17 protein-coding genes and 1 riboswitch are annotated in these 18,119 nt (G+C 34.0%); of the genes, 10 read left to right on the top strand and 7 right to left on the bottom strand.

The window, feature by feature from the left end; genetic code table 11:
- Positions 1-17: 17 nt before the first annotated feature.
- The 6 genes from phoU to cvfB form a co-directional block, all read right to left on the bottom strand.
- The gene (phoU, locus tag ACM6UH_RS08135; RefSeq protein WP_011303142.1) at positions 18-668 is read right to left on the bottom strand and encodes a phosphate signaling complex protein PhoU; all 651 of its coding nucleotides are present in this window, start codon (positions 666-668) and stop codon (positions 18-20) included.
- A 7-nt stretch (positions 669-675) separates the two neighbouring features.
- Entirely contained in the window at positions 676-1,551 is an 876-nt protein-coding gene (pstB, locus tag ACM6UH_RS08130) for a phosphate ABC transporter ATP-binding protein PstB (protein ID WP_011303141.1), read from the bottom strand.
- A 108-nt stretch (positions 1,552-1,659) separates the two neighbouring features.
- Entirely contained in the window at positions 1,660-2,577 is a 918-nt protein-coding gene (pstA, locus tag ACM6UH_RS08125) for a phosphate ABC transporter permease PstA (RefSeq protein WP_061050604.1), read from the bottom strand.
- Position 2,578: 1 nt separating this feature from the next.
- Positions 2,579-3,508 carry a phosphate ABC transporter permease subunit PstC gene (pstC, locus tag ACM6UH_RS08120; protein ID WP_061050603.1) on the bottom strand — a complete coding sequence of 310 codons (930 nt, stop codon included), beginning with the start codon at positions 3,506-3,508 and terminating at the stop codon, positions 2,579-2,581.
- Between the two features lie 127 nt (positions 3,509-3,635).
- The gene (locus ACM6UH_RS08115) at positions 3,636-4,595 is read right to left on the bottom strand and encodes a PstS family phosphate ABC transporter substrate-binding protein (protein ID WP_048787354.1); all 960 of its coding nucleotides are present in this window, start codon (positions 4,593-4,595) and stop codon (positions 3,636-3,638) included.
- Between the two features lie 417 nt (positions 4,596-5,012).
- Complete coding sequence (gene cvfB, locus ACM6UH_RS08110; protein ID WP_002483329.1) at positions 5,013-5,912, bottom strand: RNA-binding virulence regulatory protein CvfB; 900 nt, start codon at positions 5,910-5,912, stop codon at positions 5,013-5,015.
- A gap of 144 nt (positions 5,913-6,056) precedes the next feature.
- Between cvfB and ACM6UH_RS08105 the strand changes: the two genes are divergently transcribed.
- The 10 genes from ACM6UH_RS08105 to lysA all read left to right on the top strand — a co-directional run bounded on the left by ACM6UH_RS08105 (position 6,057) and on the right by lysA (position 17,533).
- Entirely contained in the window at positions 6,057-7,661 is a 1,605-nt protein-coding gene (locus ACM6UH_RS08105; RefSeq protein WP_002483328.1) for an ABC-F family ATP-binding cassette domain-containing protein, read from the top strand.
- Between the two features lie 216 nt (positions 7,662-7,877).
- Positions 7,878-8,708, top strand: coding sequence for an aldo/keto reductase (locus ACM6UH_RS08100; RefSeq protein WP_011303137.1), 831 nt, complete (start codon positions 7,878-7,880; stop codon positions 8,706-8,708).
- A gap of 179 nt (positions 8,709-8,887) precedes the next feature.
- Positions 8,888-9,066: riboswitch (Lysine riboswitch) on the top strand.
- A gap of 82 nt (positions 9,067-9,148) precedes the next feature.
- Positions 9,149-10,357, top strand: coding sequence for an aspartate kinase (locus tag ACM6UH_RS08095; protein ID WP_011303136.1), 1,209 nt, complete (start codon positions 9,149-9,151; stop codon positions 10,355-10,357).
- Positions 10,358-10,407: 50 nt separating this feature from the next.
- The gene (locus ACM6UH_RS08090) at positions 10,408-11,397 is read left to right on the top strand and encodes an aspartate-semialdehyde dehydrogenase (RefSeq protein ID WP_011303135.1); all 990 of its coding nucleotides are present in this window, start codon (positions 10,408-10,410) and stop codon (positions 11,395-11,397) included.
- Between the two features lies 1 nt (position 11,398).
- Positions 11,399-12,286 carry a 4-hydroxy-tetrahydrodipicolinate synthase gene (gene dapA, locus ACM6UH_RS08085; RefSeq protein ID WP_011303134.1) on the top strand — a complete coding sequence of 296 codons (888 nt, stop codon included), beginning with the start codon at positions 11,399-11,401 and terminating at the stop codon, positions 12,284-12,286.
- On the top strand, positions 12,283-13,005 hold the full coding sequence (gene dapB / locus ACM6UH_RS08080) for a 4-hydroxy-tetrahydrodipicolinate reductase (protein WP_048787355.1): 723 nt from the start codon (positions 12,283-12,285) through the stop codon (positions 13,003-13,005). The genes dapA and dapB overlap by 4 nt, the downstream gene beginning before the upstream one ends.
- A 22-nt stretch (positions 13,006-13,027) precedes the next feature.
- Entirely contained in the window at positions 13,028-13,747 is a 720-nt protein-coding gene (gene dapD, locus ACM6UH_RS08075; protein WP_047503746.1) for a 2,3,4,5-tetrahydropyridine-2,6-dicarboxylate N-acetyltransferase, read from the top strand.
- 289 nt (positions 13,748-14,036) lie between these two features.
- Positions 14,037-15,194: a M20 metallopeptidase family protein gene (locus tag ACM6UH_RS08070; protein ID WP_048787356.1), complete on the top strand. Its 1,158-nt coding sequence runs from the start codon at positions 14,037-14,039 to the stop codon at positions 15,192-15,194.
- Entirely contained in the window at positions 15,191-16,264 is a 1,074-nt protein-coding gene (locus ACM6UH_RS08065; protein WP_011303130.1) for an alanine racemase, read from the top strand. The genes ACM6UH_RS08070 and ACM6UH_RS08065 overlap by 4 nt, the downstream gene beginning before the upstream one ends.
- A gap of 3 nt (positions 16,265-16,267) precedes the next feature.
- On the top strand, positions 16,268-17,533 hold the full coding sequence (lysA, locus tag ACM6UH_RS08060) for a diaminopimelate decarboxylase (protein ID WP_047503752.1): 1,266 nt from the start codon (positions 16,268-16,270) through the stop codon (positions 17,531-17,533).
- Positions 17,534-17,745: 212 nt separating this feature from the next.
- Here lysA and cspA read toward each other — a convergent pair whose 3' ends face one another.
- Positions 17,746-17,946 carry a cold shock protein CspA gene (cspA, locus tag ACM6UH_RS08055; protein ID WP_001831260.1) on the bottom strand — a complete coding sequence of 67 codons (201 nt, stop codon included), beginning with the start codon at positions 17,944-17,946 and terminating at the stop codon, positions 17,746-17,748.
- Between the last annotated feature and the right edge of the window lie 173 nt (positions 17,947-18,119).

Genomic DNA, 18,119 nt, shown 5'->3' with positions numbered 1-18,119 from the left:
CACTGCGCTTTTCTTTGTTATTTATTGTAAGATTCGTAACGATTACCAGTAATAAAGAAATATATATTTTCAGCAATATTCGTAATGTGATCTCCGATGCGTTCTAAATGACGTGCTGCTAGATGCGCTTGTCCGGCAACAAAAGGATCATTATCAATGAGATAGGTAGTGTTAACAATATTTTTATATAGATCATCAATATCCTTATCGCGTTCAATGATTTCTTTAATAAGTGTGATATCATTGTTTCTAACCGCATCATTTAAATCTTTTAACATTAACAATGCTAATTTACCCATTGTGTTGAGCCTTGTTAGCACATATTTATCTATAATCTTTGCTCTTAATCTAATTTCAGCAATATTAGCAGCGTTATCTCCTATACGTTCAAAATCAGAAGCAATTTTTAATGCTGCCATCATCAATCTTAAATCAGTAGCAATTGGTTGCTGTTTAGTAATCAGCATAATAACTTTTTCATTAATTTCAGTTTCAAGTTCATTAATATTTTTATCTTTTGCAATAGATTCTCTTGCATAGTTTCTATCTTCTTCACTTAACGACATTAATGCAAATTCAATATTATGATATACATGAAGACCAAGCCGACGCAGATCTTTCATTAAATCATCGAGTTGGCCTTCGTATTTTTGTCTGATTATAGCCATAGATTAATCAACCGAAACGACCTGAGATATAATCTTCAGTTTGTTTATCAGAAGGATTAGAGAAGATTTTATCTGTATCATCGTATTCGTTTACATAGCCGTTAAGGAAGAATGCTGTTTTATCTGATACACGTGCTGCTTGTTGCATGTTATGTGTAACGATAATAATTGAATATTTTTCTTTTAATTCTTGTACTAATTCTTCAACTTTTAATGTTGAAATTGGATCTAATGCAGATGTTGGCTCATCCATTAAAATAACATCTGGTTCAATTGCTAATGTACGTGCAATACATACACGTTGTTGTTGACCACCTGATAAGCTATAGGCATTTGTATCTAAGCGGTCTTTTAACTCATCCCAAATTGCAGCGCCACGTAAAGATTTTTCAACAATTTCATCTAAAACTTTTTTGTTTTTAATGCCATGGATTTTTGGACCATACGTAATATTATCGTAAATTGATTTAGGGAATGGATTTGGTTGTTGGAATACCATACCTACATTTGTTCTTAATTTTTCTACTGAATGTTTGTCGTCAAAAATATTTTTATCACGATATAAAATTTTACCTGCAGTTTTAACAGATGGTACAAGTTCTACCATACGGTTTAAAGCCTTGATATATGTTGATTTACCACAACCTGATGGTCCTATAATAGCAGTGACATTATTTTCTAGAATGTCTAGGTTAATATTTTTAAGTGCGTGATTCTCGCCATACCATAAGTCTAAATTTTTTGTAGAATAGACAATTTTCTTTTCACTATCTGGAATTTTGTTCTCTTTATGATTCGATTCAATTGTTGCAATAGGTTTATCATTGCGATCTGTATGTGCTTGTAAGTCATCATTTTTATCAATTATTTGTTTATTAGCCATAATTAAAACTCCTTTTTTATATAAGGCTAGCCAGACTATAGATTTAATATCCATAGTATATTCCCAGTAGACTAGCCTTGGTTAAATACACTTTATATTTGAGTACGATTAGAATTTTTTACTGTATTTGTTTCTTAAGAAAATAGCAATTGCGTTCATCAATAATAAGATGACGAGCAATACGATAATGCCTGCTGAAGCGACGTTTTGGAATTCTGCTTGTGGTAATTTCGCCCAGTTGTATATAGCCATTGGTAAAGCTTGGAACTGATCAAAGATACTTGATGGTAATTGTAATAATACTGTCGGGATACCAATTAGAATCAAAGGTGCCGTTTCACCTAACGCACGTGATAGTGCCAAGATAAATCCAGTTAAAATACCAGGGATTGCAGCTGGTAAGACTACACGGCGTATTGTTTGCCATTTATTACCGCCTAATCCATATGATGCTTCTCTTACTGAATTAGGTACTGCTCTGATTGCTTCCTGACTCGCAACAATAATTACTGGTAAGATAAGCAGTGACATCGTGAGTGCGGCAGCTAATATGGAATTACCTAGTGCTAATGATTCGATACCCATACCTCTTACAAAAATTGTTAAGCCTAGTAAACCGAATACGACTGATGGTACACCAGCTAAATTCGAGATACTTACTTTTATGAAACTTGTGAATGCATTATCTTTTGCATATTCTTCCAAATAAATTGCTGTACCTACGCCTAAAATAATAGAAATAGGAATAATTGTAATCATCAACCATACAGTACCAATCAAGGCGCCTTTGATGCCGGCCATTGACGGTGTTGAAGATGAGAAGCTCGTAAAGAATGAAGGAGTTAAATGTCCAACACCTTTAATTAAAATATCAATAATTAATGCCGCTAAGACGAGTAAGCCGATCATTGTACATGCAAAGAATGCCCACTTATTAAGTTTATTTATCGACAATCTCCCAGAGAGTTTCTTTTCAACGGTGTTTTGATCGACAAGTGCTTTACTATTGTTGTTAACTTCAGCCATTTTAATACTCCTCTCTGAAACGTTTCGTAATCCAATGTGAAATTAAGTTCATAATTAATGTGAATAAGAATAATGTAAAACCTACTGCATAAATACTGTAATAAATATCTGAACCGAATGTCGCATCACCTGTTGCTACTTGCACGATATAACCAGTCATTGTTTGAATAGATCCTGTTAAATCTAATGATGCAGACGGTGTACTACCTGCAGCTAATGATACAATCATCGTTTCACCGATTGCACGAGAAATTGCTAATACAATTGAAGCCATGATACCTGATGTTGCAGCAGGTAAAACAACCTTAGTTGCAACTTCAAATTTAGTAGCGCCTAAGCCTAAAGCACCCTCGCGCATTTTATTTGGTACAGATGACATAGCATCTTCACTCATACTTGAAATTAAAGGTATAATCATGACACCTACTACAATTCCGGGACTGATAGAGTTGAAACTACCTAGTTCTGGAAAGACAGAACGTAGTATAGGCGTTACGAATGTAAGTGCAAAGAAACCAAATACAATTGTTGGAATACCTGATAAGATTTCTAGTATAGGTTTGATAATGCTTCTTGCTCTACTTGAAGCATATTCACTTAAGTAAAGTGCAGCACCTAAACCAATTGGTACAGCTACAATAGTCGCGATAACTGTAATTTTCAATGTACCTAGAATCAATGCCCAAATACCATATTTAGGTGTTGATGAAAATGGATTCCAGTCCATTGTTAGGAAAAAGTCTGCAAATGAAACTCGTGTAAAGAATGTAATTGTTTCAGTTAAAAGTGTCACGATAATTCCGATAGTTGCTAAAATAGAAAAAACTGCAATGATTCCTAAAATGAGCGGTGCAATTTTATCGCTTGTACCATTCTTTTTAGCGTTGTTTTTTTCAATCATTTCACTTACGGAGAGATTATTATTCGCCATGTGAATTCCTTCCTTCTTGTAAACTCCCAATCATTTAAAAAAGTTGGGTCTGGAAAAATGACAAAGTAGCGTACGAATCTAACTTTGCCCCATTCCAGAATCCCAACCCTAAACGATCTTACTATAATTATTTACTGTCTTTGTCGTCGTCTTTTTTACTATCTTTACCAATGATGTCATCTAATTTAGATTGTTGTTCTGTGTAGTCTTTCTTAGGTAATGCAACAAATCCTGCATCTTCAGCTGATTTACCTTTGTCTTCAAGAACAAATTTCATGAAGTCTTGGAATCCTTTGTTATCTTTTAATTTTTTCTCGTTAGTGTAGATATACAATGGTCTACTCAATGCATATGAACCATCTTGGATAGTTTTCTTAGTTGGTTCAGTTGTTTTACCTGAATCATCTTTAACTTTAACTTCTTTTAATTTATCTTTATTTTGTTCATAGAAGTTATAACCGAAGTAACCAATACCTTGTTTATTTTTTTGAACAGATTGTACAATTACATTTGTATCAGCATTTTTCTCTGCTTTGATATCCCCTTTGTCCATAACTTCTTCAGTGAAGAAATCGTAAGTACCATGTGATTGGTCAGGTGAGTAAGCTTTGATCTCTTTAGATGGCCATTTTGGATTTACATCTTTCCAAGTTTTAGCTTTACCTGAGTAAATTTCTTTAAGTTGTTCTTTAGTAAGTTCGTCAACGAAATCATTATCTTTATTGACTGTGATTGTTACACCGTCTTGAGCAATTTTGAATTCATCGTATTTAATACCTTTGTCATCCAATTTTTTCTTTTCTTCATCTTTTATTGGTCTAGATGCATTTGAAAAATCAGTGCTACCTGAGATGAATTTTTCAAATCCCCCACCTGTACCTGAAGTACCTGATGATACTGTTACATCTTTATTATCTTTAGCAAATTTTTCGTTAAGTTTTTCAATGATTGGACCTACTGTTGATGAGCCATCGCCTTTAACTTCTCCTTCGCCTTTACCTGAATCAGCGTTACCTCCGCCGCCACAAGCACCTAATAAAAGTGAAGCACCGATTGCTGTAGTACCAAATAATTGCCATTTTTTCATTGAAACATCCTCCTAATAAGTGAATAACCCAAAAGTTATATGTATTTCTTACATTCTCTATACTACACACCTTTTATTAAATACAAATATAGATAATGTAAATGTTTTGTTAAGGAATTATTGTTGTTGTTTACAATATTTATATTTGTAATGTGAGGTGATCACTTTGGTTCAAAAATCGCTTTAAATCAACGTTCTACTCCTCTTTTAATATTACAGAAGTTTTGAATTTGTAATATTAAAATACAAAAAAACCTAAAAATAACTACAAAAAAGTAGTATTTTTAGGTTTTAATATTGATTACTGTATGATGTTTTACTGAATCAATGAATAGCAATTGTAATAAAGTGCTTAAATAATGAAGTGTGATTTAAATATCATTAATTCAATCGTTCACTGCTTTATAATAGAAGAAACTATTTTTCGATTCTTCCCCAACCTTTTTGGGTTAAGGCAATTTTACCACTTTCGATCGTGATAATTTTATTTTTATAAAGATGGCCTATTGCTCTCTTGAATGAGCCTTTACTCATATTAAATATTTCTTTGATTGCTTCTGGACTAGATTTGTCTGAAAAAGGTAACTCCCCATCATATTCAACTAATAAGTCAAATATATGTTGGCCATCATCATCTAATCGCTCATGTGCTAAGGGTAAGAATGAGCCATTTAGTTCCCCTTTTTCATTATGACCAATGATACGAACGCTAACATTTTCACCTAATCGAGGTTCTTCTTTACGTTCTGTTTCATGAACGAATATTTTATAACCATCTTTAGATAGTAAGAAACTGCCAATTCTTAGTAAACGATAAGGTCTTGCTTCTATCACTTGGTTTTGCTTCTCGTCATCGAACACAGGTGTATACATTTGTTCAACGATTGTTTCTGTCGCTAATCGAGCAAACATGTTGTTATCTCTGTCGATACGTAAAGTAACAAATAGTTCATCACCTTGTACTGGCCAAACATCTTTAACTTTCGGAAGATCTTCCCAAGGAATCAGTACTTCTCGTGGTAACCCAACATCTACGTGTGCACCATCTCTATCAGTTTTTAAAACTTTTACAAAATCATATTTATTCGTAGTAATGTCAGGCATATTTTGAGTAGCGAATAATGCACCTGATCTATTAGGATATACAAAAAAGCTATATTCTTCACCTATTTGTAGTTCATCTTCATCATTAATTTCAGATTGGTTTAATTTAACTTCTTCACCATTGGGTCCTTTTAATTTGTAAGTGGAACCTTCTAAACCTACAACTTCAAGGAATTCTATTGAACCTACAATATCTTTTTCATCTTGGGCCATACTTTTCTCCTTCGTTCATAAAATTTATTCTTCTATATTATAACATGCTATAGGAAAACAAGCATTAGTCTAGCGCGAAAGGTCGAAAGTGCAAGATAAGTGTGTTATAATTTGTGCGGTAGATTAACGAAAAGGAGTAAATGCATGTTACAAGTTACTGATGTAAGTTTACGATTTGGCGATCGTAAGCTATTTGAAGATGTAAATATTAAATTTACAGATGGCAATTGCTATGGTTTGATAGGTGCAAATGGTGCAGGTAAATCAACGTTCTTGAAAATTTTATCTGGAGAATTAGATGCACAAACTGGTCATGTTTCAATGGGGAAAAATGAACGTTTAGCAGTATTAAAACAAGATCATTTTGCATTTGAAGATGAACGTGTTATAGATGTTGTTATTAAAGGTCACGAACGTTTGTATGCTGTTATGAAAGAAAAAGATGAGATCTATATGAAACCTGATTTCAGCGATGAAGATGGTATTAGAGCAGCAGAATTAGAAGGCGAATTTGCAGAAATGGATGGATGGAATGCAGAAGCAGATGCTGGTTCCCTACTATCTGGTCTTGGTATAAAAGCAGATTTACAAGATAAAACAATGTCAGAATTAGAAAATAATCAAAAAGTTAAAGTCTTATTGGCTCAAAGTCTTTTTGGTAAACCAGACGTATTGCTACTAGATGAGCCTACCAATGGTTTAGATATCCCTGCAATTAGTTGGTTAGAAGATTTCTTAATTAATTTTGAAAATACAGTTATTGTAGTTTCTCATGACAGACACTTTTTAAATAACGTATGTACTCACATTGCCGATTTAGATTATGGGAAAATTAAAGTTTACGTTGGTAACTATGATTTTTGGTATCAATCTAGTGAATTAGCAATGAAAATGGCACAAGATCAAAATAAGAAAAAAGAAGAAAAAATCAAAGAATTACAAGATTTCGTTGCGCGTTTCTCTGCAAATGCTTCAAAATCAAAACAAGCAACAAGTCGTAAGAAACAACTTGAAAAAATCGAACTCGATGATATTCAACCTTCATCGCGTCGTTACCCATTTGTTAAATTCACTCCAGAACGTGAAATTGGGAATGACTTATTGTTTGTAGAAAACCTTTCAAAAACAATTGATGGTGTTAAAGTTCTAGACAATATTTCATTTACAATGGATCCTAATGATAAAGCTGTATTAATTGGAGATAGTGAATTTGCTAAATCAACATTATTGAAAATCTTAGCTGGTGAGATGGAACCAGATGAAGGTTCAGTAAGATGGGGTGTCACAACTTCACGTAGTTACTTCCCTAAAGATAACTCTGACTACTTTGAAGGTGTAGACATGAATCTAGTAGATTGGTTACGTCAGTATGCACCGGAAGACGAACAAACTGAAACATTCTTACGTGGCTTCTTAGGACGTATGCTATTTAGTGGTGAAGAAGTTAAGAAAAAAGCAAGTGTGCTTTCAGGTGGAGAAAAAGTACGTTGTATGCTAAGTAAAATGATGCTATCAAGTGCAAACGTGCTATTGTTAGACGAACCGACAAACCATTTAGATTTAGAAAGTATTACTGCGGTAAATGATGGATTAAAGAACTTCAAAGGTTCAATCATCTTTACGTCATATGATTTTGAATTTATTAACACAATCGCGAACCGTGTTATTGATTTAAATCCTGCTGGTGCAGTTTCAAAAGAGATTTCTTATGAAGCCTATTTAGAAGAAACTGGTGTATTAGCTAAATAATTGTAATCATATTTAAGCGTCTAAGACATAAATGTTTTAGACGCTTTTTTCATATCATCACCTAATTATTGTAGTTATGACATCACATTTTTGAAAATAGACTTGTGTCACGTTTTTTCATTCCCCTACTTTAAAAAGAGGTATAGGCCGATTGCTTTAAAAAGCATTTTCACAATTATATAATCATAATTAATTAACTGTAGGAGGAATGTTTAAATGAAAAATTTAAATATGATTGACGGTCAAGTATTACCTCAAATTGGATTTGGTACATATAAGCTTAATGGTGCGCATGGTGCACACGCAATAACGAATGCATTAAATCAAGGATATCGCTTGTTAGATACAGCATATAATTATGAAAACGAAGGTACTGTGGGCAAAGCGATTGACAATAGTCATGTGACAAGAGATCAAGTTATCATTACTTCAAAATTACCAGGTCGTTATCAAGATTATGATGCAGCTATGGTTGCAATCCAAGAATCAATCTACCGTCTAGGTGTTGAGTATTTAGATTTATACTTAATCCACTGGCCTAATCCTAAACAAGGCAAGTATGTAGAAGCATGGCAAGCAATGATAGATGCACAAAAAGCTGGCTTGATAAAATCTATTGGTGTTTGTAATTTCTTACCAGAACATATTGAAACTTTAGAAAAAGAAACAGGCGTGTTGCCTGTAGTAAATCAAATTGAACTGCACCCCTATTTTAATCAGCAGGACATGATTGAATATCATAATCAAAAAGGCATCATTACACAAGCCTGGAGTCCTTTAGGTCGTGCATCTGAGGTGATTAAGGATAAAGATGTTGCTGTTATAGCAGAAAAATATAATAAAACAATCCCTCAAATCATTTTAAAATGGCATGTACAAAATGGTGTTGTCCCTATTCCTAAATCAACATCGATTGCGCGACAAATTCAAAATAAAGATATATTTGATTTTACTTTAGAACAACAAGATATTGATAAAATTAATAGTCTGACACAGCAAGATGGCCGACTAAAAGGTCAAGATCCGGCATCGTACGAGGAATTTTAAAAGAATCATCATTTTGTGTTTTAAAAAAGCAATACCTCGAAAAGATATCATTTTACACTCTTGAGGTAAAAAACACTCCTTAAATGTCATATTTTTCAGTAAATTTAAAAAATTAAAGAAAAGCGGTTTACAGTACATGTAAGCCTATGTATAATGTAAAACATAAACAAAATTTAATAAGGTTTTGATGAGGCGCATCAATCATTAGTAAAGATTAGAAGAATCTGACTGCTAGCAGCTAATTTTGAAAGGGTGAGATGCCGAAACGGTTATAATAGCAGCTTATAACATGTTGGACTTTATGGTTAAGAGCTAAGAGTCTGTCATTATTTTAAGATAATGGAGTGCATCACTTGTATATATAATATAGAACAGGTTCGCATTTCGGACTTGTTCTTTTTTTATATAACTGTGATTCTCCCCTATTCAACGAGGAGGATATGAATTTGGAAAGAAGTGTTTTGAAATTTGGTGGTTCTTCAGTTAGTGATTTTACTAAAATTAAAAATATAGCTGAGATGTTAAGTTTGAGAATTGCACAAGGAGAACAACTTATTGTCGTAGTAAGTGCTATGGGTAAAACGACCGATGAGTTAATGGCAAATGTATCTACATTAACCACTAGTCCAAAGGATCAAGAATTAGCGCTATTACTCACAACTGGTGAACAACAAACCGTTTCATACTTATCGATGGTTTTGAATGACATTGGCGTTCGAGCTAAAGCTATGACAGGTTATCAAGCTGGTATCAAAACGGTTGGGCACCATTTGAAAAGTCGTATAGCTGAAATTAATCCTGAAACATTTGAACAAGCATTTGAAGAAAATGACGTGCTTGTTGTGGCTGGTTTCCAAGGTATTAATGATGATTTAGAAGTAACGACTTTAGGACGTGGAGGTTCTGATACGACTGCTGTTGCATTAGCTGCGAGTAATCATACGCCTTGTGAAATTTATACAGATGTGGATGGTGTTTATGCTACAGATCCTCGCCTATATAAAGATGCGAAGCGACTCGATTATGTATCGTATGAAGAAATGATGGAAATGAGTGCTTTAGGTGCAGGCGTATTAGAAACAAGAAGTGTTGAATTAGCAAATAATTATAACATTCCCCTATATTTAGGTAGAACTTTATCAAATGTGAAAGGAACATGGATTATGCCACAAACAGAAATTTTAGAAAAGAAAGCCGTCACAGGCGTTGCATTAGATACACATATGATGCATGTTACAATTAGTTACCCCTTACCAGATAATAAATTACTCACAAAATTATTCAGTCAATTAGAAGATGGTTCTGTAAATGTAGATATGATATCTCAAATTGTTAATTTAGAAGGCTTACAAATGTCTTTTACAATTAAAGATACGGATGTTGCACAAATTTCATCTATACTGGAAACTTTAAAAGAAGACTTTAGTGCCTTGGACTTCAGAATTAATGAAGAATACGTTAAAATTTCTTTAATAGGTTCAGGTATGAGAGATATGTCTGGTGTAGCTTCAAAAGCATTTATTACTTTAATTGAAAATGATATCTCATTTTATCAAACGACAACATCGGAAATTAGTATTTCATGTGTCATCGATGCTGAAAACGGTGAACGTGCTGTACAGACTTTATATCAAGCTTTTGATATCTGAATTTTCAAAACTTTTTAAAATCAACTAATAAAAAATGGAGTGTTTTGTATATGACTAGATTAGCTATTGCAGGTGCAACAGGATTAGTAGGAAGAAAAATGTTAGAAACAGTAGATAGAAAAGGCATTGTCTTTGATGAATTAGTATTATTCTCTTCAGCGCGATCAGCGGGAGAACAAATTGAATTTCAAGGTAAAACATACACAGTACGTGAATTGACTGATGAAGCAGCTAGTGAACCTTTTGATTATGTATTAATGAGTGCGGGTGGTAGTACAAGTGAACATTATTCTCCTATTTTCGAACAAGCAGGAGCTATCGTGATTGACAACTCTAGTCAATGGAGAATGACTGAAGGTATTGATTTAATAGTACCAGAAGTGAATGAACCTAAATTAGATAGAAAAATCATTGCCAATCCAAACTGTTCTACGATTCAATCTGTCGTGCCACTTAAACCATTACAAGAAGCATTTGGATTAAAACGTGTTGCATATACAACTTATCAAGCAGTATCTGGTTCAGGAGTGAAAGGTAAACAAGATTTAGCTGAAGGAGCAAATGGTAAAGCGCCAGAGGCATACCCTCACTCTATTTATAATAATGTGTTACCACATATAGATACTTTTCTCGAAGATGGGTATACAAAAGAAGAACAAAAAATGATTGATGAAACACGTAAAATTTTACAAGATGATCATTTAAAAGTAACAGCTACTTGCGTCCGTGTACCTGTACAAGACAGTCATAGTGTACACATGAGTGTAACATTAGAAAAAGAAGCAACAGTTTCAGCCATTCAAGAGTTATTTGAAAAAGATGATCGTGTTGTACTTGTAGATAATCCTCAAAACAATGAATATCCATTAGCAATTCATTCAACTGGTAGAGATGAAATCTTTGTTGGACGCATTCGTCGTGACGATAGCTTAGACAATACTTTCCATGTATGGTGTACTTCTGACAACTTATTAAAAGGTGCAGCATTAAATGCAGTACAAATACTTGAACAAGTTATGAGCTTGAAAGGAGTAAAATAATATGGGACATATATTTGAAGGTGTAGGTGTTGCACTAGCAACGCCATTTACACACAATGAAGTTGACTTTGATGCATTGAGAAGACATGTGAAATATTTACTAGATAATAATGCAAAATCAATCGTAGTCAATGGAACTACAGCTGAGAATCCAACATTAACTGATGAAGAGAAGGATCAAATTTTAGAAGTCGTTGTCAATGTTGTGGATGGTCGTGTGCCTGTCATTGCAGGTACTGGTACGAATAATACTCAAAAGTCTATTCAAGCTTCTGTGCGTGCAAGAGAAATTGGTGCTGATGCGATTATGCTTATTACACCATACTATAACAAGACAAATCAAAGAGGTTTAATTGCCCACTTTACAACAATTGCAGATGCAGTGAAATTGCCGGTTGTATTATATAATGTACCGTCACGTACTAATATGACAATCGATGCAGAAACAGTGGAAACTTTAAGTGAAAATGAGTATATCGTTGCATTAAAAGATGCGACAAATGATTTTGATTACTTAGAAGACTTAAAACAACGCCTTAATTTAGATGAGTTTGCTTTATATAGTGGCAACGACGATAATATTGTTGATTATTTCAATCAAGGTGGTCACGGTGTTATCTCGGTGGTTGCCAATGTTATTCCAAATGCTTTCCAATCTTTATATGATGCAAAACAAAATGACGAAAACATACAGTCTCAATTCCAGCCTATTCAAACGTTATTAGATGCGTTAGCAGTAGATGTTAACCCTATTCCTGTAAAAGCATTAACAGCAGTTGAAGGATTTGGTAACTATGAAGTACGCTTACCACTTGTTACACTTGAAGACAGTGATCGCCAAAAATTAGAACAAGCTTACGAACAATTTAAAGTAGGTGGAAATTCATGAAGATTTTATTAATTGGATATGGTGCTATGAATCAACGCGTAGCAAGGTTAGCAGAAGAGAAAAATCACGAAATCGTTGGGGTTATTGTGAGAAACAGTGAAAAGCACTATCCCTACCCTACTTTTGAACATATTTCAGAGGCTACAGAAGCGGATGTTGCTATTGACTTTTCAAATCCTGAACTACTCTTACCATTATTAGAAGAAGACTTTAATTTACCAGTTGTCATTGCTACAACGGGTGAGAAAGAACAAATCATAGATAAATTAAAAGCGTTGAGTACAGATATGCCAGTGTTTTTCAGTGCGAATATGAGTTATGGTGTACATGCACTTACAAAAATCTTAGAAGCAGCTGTACCGCTCTTGCAAGATTTTGATATTGAACTTACAGAAGCACATCATAATAAAAAAGTTGATGCACCGAGTGGTACATTAGTGAAATTATATGATGTTATTGAGTCTTTACGTGAGACTACAACGCCTGTATATGATAGACATGAAACGACTGAAAAACGTACCCAAGATGAAATAGGTATTCATTCTATTCGTGGCGGCACGATTGTTGGAGAACATGATGTGGTTTTTGCAGGTACGGATGAAACAATTGAAATTACACACCGCGCACAATCTAAAGATATATTTGCCAACGGTGCGATTGGCGCAGCAGAAAAACTAGTTCAAAATAAAAATGGTTATTATACATTTGATAACTTATAAACCCTAAGGAGCGAATTTAATTATGGTACAACATTTAACGGCAGAAGAAATTATTCAATATATAAGTGATGCAAAAAAATCTACACCATTAAAAGTCTACATCAATGGTGATTTTGAAAACATTACTTTCCCAAGTGATTTTAAAGTATTTGGTTCATCTGATTCCAAAGTTATTTTTTGTGAAGCAGATGATTGGAAACCATTTTATGAGTCTAATCAATCAGTTATTGATGAAATTGAAGTTGAAATGGATCGACGCAACTCAGCTATTCCATTGAAAGATTTAACAAATACGAATGCACGTATTGAACCTGGTGCATTTATTCGTGAACAAGCCATTATTGAAGATGGTGCTGTAATCATGATGGGCGCAACAATTAATATCGGTGCTGTTGTTGGAGAAGGCACAATGGTTGATATGAATGCTACATTAGGCGGACGTGCTACAACAGGTAAAAATGTACATGTCGGTGCTGGTTCAGTTTTAGCTGGTGTTATCGAACCACCAAGTGCTTCACCTGTTGTTATTGAAGATGACGTACTTATTGGTGCTAATGCAGTCATTCTTGAAGGTGTGTGTGTCGGTGCCGGTGCCATTGTCGCTGCTGGTGCCATTGTTACTCAAGATGTACCCGCAGGCGCAGTTGTAGCTGGTACGCCAGCAAAAGTGATTAAACAAACAACTGAAGTCGAAGATTCAAAACGTGAAATCGTTTCGGCACTAAGAAAATTAAACGACTAGAGTACTAAGTATATAAACTTATACAAGTTATATATTACCGTATGTATTTTACACAAAATGATACGGAATTATTTTGTTGAATATAGGAGGTTTAGACGAGACAATATCTATTTTACTATGATGTCTCCCCTTATCTATTGCTAAGTGTTAAACTACGCTTTGTTTCGATAAGTTTGTCTATCCTCCTATTTTTATAAATTCAAAACAAACTTTATACATAATACATAGCAAACTAGCAATTATGCTTATTTAGTGTAATTAATATAATAATTTAAAGGATTTGATATCGATGACTGAGTTGGAATTTGTAACAGAACATAGACGTTATTTACATAAGCATCCAGAATTAAGTTTACATGAATATGAAACAACAAAGTATATTGCGCATTTTTTAGATGATTTAGGTGTGCCATATGAACGTCCCTTAGATACAGGCGTTATCGCCTATTTATCTGGAAATAGTACACATACGATTGCATATCGTGCTGATATAGATGCATTACCGATTTACGAAGAAAATAACGTATCCTACCGAAGTGAAGTAGATCATGTTATGCATGCTTGTGGACATGATGGCCATACAACTGCCCTTATGCTATTTGTTAAACGATGTAAAAATTTAGCTGATAAGGGCGAACTTCCTCAAAATATCGTCTTCATATTTCAACCTGCAGAAGAAACTGGAGGTGGCGCGAATCGTTTAATACGTGCTGGTGCATTTGAAAAATATCCTATTGAAGCAGTTTTTGGTATACATGTCATGCCATTTGAAAATGAAGGCCGTGTTGTGATTAGAGATGAAGAAATTACAGCAAGTGCTACAGAGTATAGATTCTATTTGCATGGTCTTTCAAGTCATGTTGCTGATAAAGAGCAAGGGCATTCATGCGGTGAGGCATTACAACATGTATTGACTCAAGTAGGACAGATACAGCAATATCATTTAAATGGATTGAAACGAAACATTGTCCATATGGGACATTTTGAAGCTGGTGAAGCCATAAATACGGTTCCAAGTAACGGCTATTTAGAAGGTACTATTAGAACATATGATGTGAAAGATTTAGAGATTGTAAAACAGCAAATGACGAAAATTAGCGAAAGCGTTAAATTATTATTTAATGTCGAGTGTGAAGTGAAATTTGAAGAAGGTTACCCTCCTACTTTTAATGATCCTCAATTACGCAAACATGTTGAAAATGGATTAGTAAATGCTGAGTTTGAAGTGATTGATAAACCTACGCCTTACTTATTTGGTGAAGACTTTAGTTTCTATAGTCAAATTGCACCAAGCTATTTTGTATTTGTTGGAGTTCGAGATGAACCAAAAGGATACGTGACTGGTTTACACACTTCTCATTTAAACTTTAATGAATCTATATTAATACGTATTGCAGATTACTATGAACAAATACTCAAATCTTATAGTGAGGTGCAATCGCAATGACAGCCACATGGTCAGTAAACCGACAATTATTTAAAGAAAACGCTAAAAATGTTAAACAAGATAACCAAATAATGGCAGTAGTAAAAAATAATGCGTACCATTATGGACTTGAATTTGCAGTAGAACAGTTTTTAGATATAGGGATAAATACATTTAGTACCACATCACTTAAAGAAGCAATTCGAATTCGCAAATTAGCGCCAAATGCTACTATATTTTTGATGAATGCAGTTTATGAATTTGATAAGATACGTGAGAATCAGATTCAAATGACTTTGCCTTCCCTTTCTTTTTATTATGAAAATATTAACGACTTATATGACATACAAGTTCACTTGGAATATGAAAATTTATTACATCGTTCAGGTTTAAAGACACTTGATGAAATTAAAGAAGTCATTCACCATCATAATCAGAATAAAAATGAACATAAAATGCACATTAGTGGTTTGTGGACGCATTTTGGATACGCAGATGAATTTGATGTTCCAGATTATAATATAGAGCGCGCCGCGTGGTTAGAGATTGTAGATACGCTACTTGATGAAGGATATGAATTTGAGATGATACATGCACAGAATAGTGCAAGCTACTATCGTGAGCAAGGTGTATTACCTAACCATACGCATGCGCGTATTGGTATTGCATTGTATGGTTCTAGACCCTATAGTACAATCAATGAATCGGACATACAGCAATCGCTAACAGTTAAAGGTAATGTCATACAAGTGCGTGAAGTCAATGCGGGAGAATTTTGTGGTTACAGTTTTGCTTTTGAAGCGACAAAAAATAACACAAAATTGGCAGTCGTTGATGTTGGTTATGGTGATGGTATACTCAAAGCAAGAGCACAACATGAGGCTTTGATAAATCATAAGCGCTACCCTATTCGTGCGCTTATGATGAGTCATATGTTTGTAGAAGTTGATGACAGTGTCAATGCACAAGATGAAGTGATACTATATAATAACCATATACGTGTCGATGAATTTACTTTTAAAGGCGTTGGCGCTAATTCAGAACAATTAAGTGCAATGAATCATGACTCATTAATAAAGGAGTATAGATAAATTATGGTAGTAGAATATAATAGCAATGGCGAACTTACAATGGGAGGCACAAGTCTAAAAACGATAGCGCAAAGTTTTGGGACCCCTACTTTTGTATATGATGAAGTACAAATTAGAAACCAAATGAGACGTTATCATGAAGCGTTCAAACAAAGTGGATTAGCATACAATATTTCATATGCATCAAAAGCATTCACATGTTTACAAATGGTTAAATTAGTACAAGAAGAAGGACTTGAATTAGATGTAGTGTCTGAAGGAGAATTATATACAGCATTAGAAGCTGGTTTCGATCCAAAACATATTCATTTTCACGGTAACAACAAAACAAAACATGAAATTCAATATGCTTTAGAAAGCAAAGTTGGTTACATTGTTATTGATTCATTAGAGGAAATCGATCTGATTGAGCGATATGCAAGTGAAGAAATTGATGTTGTTTTAAGATTGAATCCTGGCGTTGAAGCCCATACGCATGAATTTATACAAACAGGCCAAGAAGATAGTAAATTTGGCTTATCAATTAAGCACGGCTTAGCTATTCAAGGTATTGAAAAAGTGCGAGATACTCAAAAATTAAACCTCAAAGGTGTTCATTTCCATGTTGGATCTCAAATTGAAGGCACAGAGGCTATGATTGAAACTGCTAATATTGTGATTAATTGGTTGAAAGCAAATGATATCAAAGTTGATTTAATTAACTTAGGCGGTGGCTTTAGCATTAAATATGTTGAGGGTGATGTAAGTTTCCCTATCGAAGAAGGTATCGCAGAGATTACTGCTGCTATTAAATCAATTGCCGAAGATGCAGATTATCCGGTACCAGAGATTGGTATCGAACCAGGTCGTTCAATTGTCGGTGAAGCAGGTATTACTTTATATGAAGTTGGAACAATCAAGGAAATTCCTCAGGTCAATAAGTATGTTTCCATTGATGGCGGTATGAGCGATCATATTAGAACAGCGCTTTATGATGCAAAATACGAGGCCTTATTAGTTAATAGAAATGATCCTAAAGACGAAACAGTAACAATCGCTGGTAAGTTATGTGAATCTGGCGATATTATCATAAAAGATGCCCAATTACCAAGCACAGTGAAGCGTGGCGATTATCTAGCGATACTTTCAACTGGTGCATACCATTATTCTATGGCATCTAATTATAATCAAATGCAGAAACCGTCTGTGTTTTTCTTAAAAGATGGTAAAGCAAGAGAAGTTATTAAACGTCAATCATTACGTCAATTAATTATCAATGATACTAAATAATCCAAAGGTGGCTGTGTCTCTGAAAAGGAGCTCAGTCACCTTTTATTGTCCTATAGTGTAGATACATGCATTAAGATATTAGATAAAGTATATAATGGTATACATACGGTTTCGCATGTATTAAGCGCCCCTAATCTCATAAAGAGATAAGGGGCTCTATAAAAAAAGAACCTTTAACAAGGTTCTTTAGATAAGTCAATATTGCATCTATATTATAGTTTTACAACGTTTGCAGCTTGAGGACCGCGGTCGCCTTCAACTACTTCAAATTCAACTGATTGACCTTCTTCTAATGATTTATAACCTTCTTGGTTAATTGCTGAGAAGTGTACGAATACGTCGTTTTCTCCTTCAACTTCGATAAAACCAAAACCTTTTTCAGCGTTAAACCATTTTACTGTACCTTGTTTCATAAATGTGAAACCTCCAAGACTAATATTCATTCAATATGCGTTATTCGCATATTACAAAAAATACAATGACACAGTATTATAAAAAATTACTCGTACAATATTCTTTGCAATATGGAATAAAACAATTGCTTGACTAAAATTATAAAGCATTTTTTAGTAAATTGCAAGACTAA

It is taken from the genome of Staphylococcus sp. LKG4-2 (assembly GCF_050955665.1).
In the GTDB taxonomy this organism is placed as follows: Bacteria; Bacillota; Bacilli; order Staphylococcales; family Staphylococcaceae; genus Staphylococcus; species Staphylococcus saprophyticus.
Note: the sequence above shows the minus strand (reverse complement) of the source record. Positions and strands in the feature narration are given on the sequence as shown.

Excerpts from the sequence above, each read along its gene's own strand:
- phoU (WP_011303142.1), bottom strand. The coding sequence starts at position 668 with ATGGCTATAATCAGACAAAAATACGAAGGCCAACTCGATGATTTAATG.
- pstB (WP_011303141.1), bottom strand. The coding sequence starts at position 1,551 with ATGGCTAATAAACAAATAATTGATAAAAATGATGACTTACAAGCACAT.
- pstA (WP_061050604.1), bottom strand. The coding sequence starts at position 2,577 with ATGGCTGAAGTTAACAACAATAGTAAAGCACTTGTCGATCAAAACACC.
- pstC (WP_061050603.1), bottom strand. The coding sequence starts at position 3,508 with ATGGCGAATAATAATCTCTCCGTAAGTGAAATGATTGAAAAAAACAAC.
- ACM6UH_RS08115 (WP_048787354.1), bottom strand. The coding sequence starts at position 4,595 with ATGAAAAAATGGCAATTATTTGGTACTACAGCAATCGGTGCTTCACTT.
- cvfB (WP_002483329.1), bottom strand. The coding sequence starts at position 5,912 with ATGGCCCAAGATGAAAAAGATATTGTAGGTTCAATAGAATTCCTTGAA.
- ACM6UH_RS08105 (WP_002483328.1), top strand. The coding sequence starts at position 6,057 with ATGTTACAAGTTACTGATGTAAGTTTACGATTTGGCGATCGTAAGCTA.
- ACM6UH_RS08100 (WP_011303137.1), top strand. The coding sequence starts at position 7,878 with ATGAAAAATTTAAATATGATTGACGGTCAAGTATTACCTCAAATTGGA.
- ACM6UH_RS08095 (WP_011303136.1), top strand. The coding sequence starts at position 9,149 with ATGAATTTGGAAAGAAGTGTTTTGAAATTTGGTGGTTCTTCAGTTAGT.
- ACM6UH_RS08090 (WP_011303135.1), top strand. The coding sequence starts at position 10,408 with ATGACTAGATTAGCTATTGCAGGTGCAACAGGATTAGTAGGAAGAAAA.
- dapA (WP_011303134.1), top strand. The coding sequence starts at position 11,399 with ATGGGACATATATTTGAAGGTGTAGGTGTTGCACTAGCAACGCCATTT.
- dapB (WP_048787355.1), top strand. The coding sequence starts at position 12,283 with ATGAAGATTTTATTAATTGGATATGGTGCTATGAATCAACGCGTAGCA.
- dapD (WP_047503746.1), top strand. The coding sequence starts at position 13,028 with ATGGTACAACATTTAACGGCAGAAGAAATTATTCAATATATAAGTGAT.
- ACM6UH_RS08070 (WP_048787356.1), top strand. The coding sequence starts at position 14,037 with ATGACTGAGTTGGAATTTGTAACAGAACATAGACGTTATTTACATAAG.
- ACM6UH_RS08065 (WP_011303130.1), top strand. The coding sequence starts at position 15,191 with ATGACAGCCACATGGTCAGTAAACCGACAATTATTTAAAGAAAACGCT.
- lysA (WP_047503752.1), top strand. The coding sequence starts at position 16,268 with ATGGTAGTAGAATATAATAGCAATGGCGAACTTACAATGGGAGGCACA.
- cspA (WP_001831260.1), bottom strand. The coding sequence starts at position 17,946 with ATGAAACAAGGTACAGTAAAATGGTTTAACGCTGAAAAAGGTTTTGGT.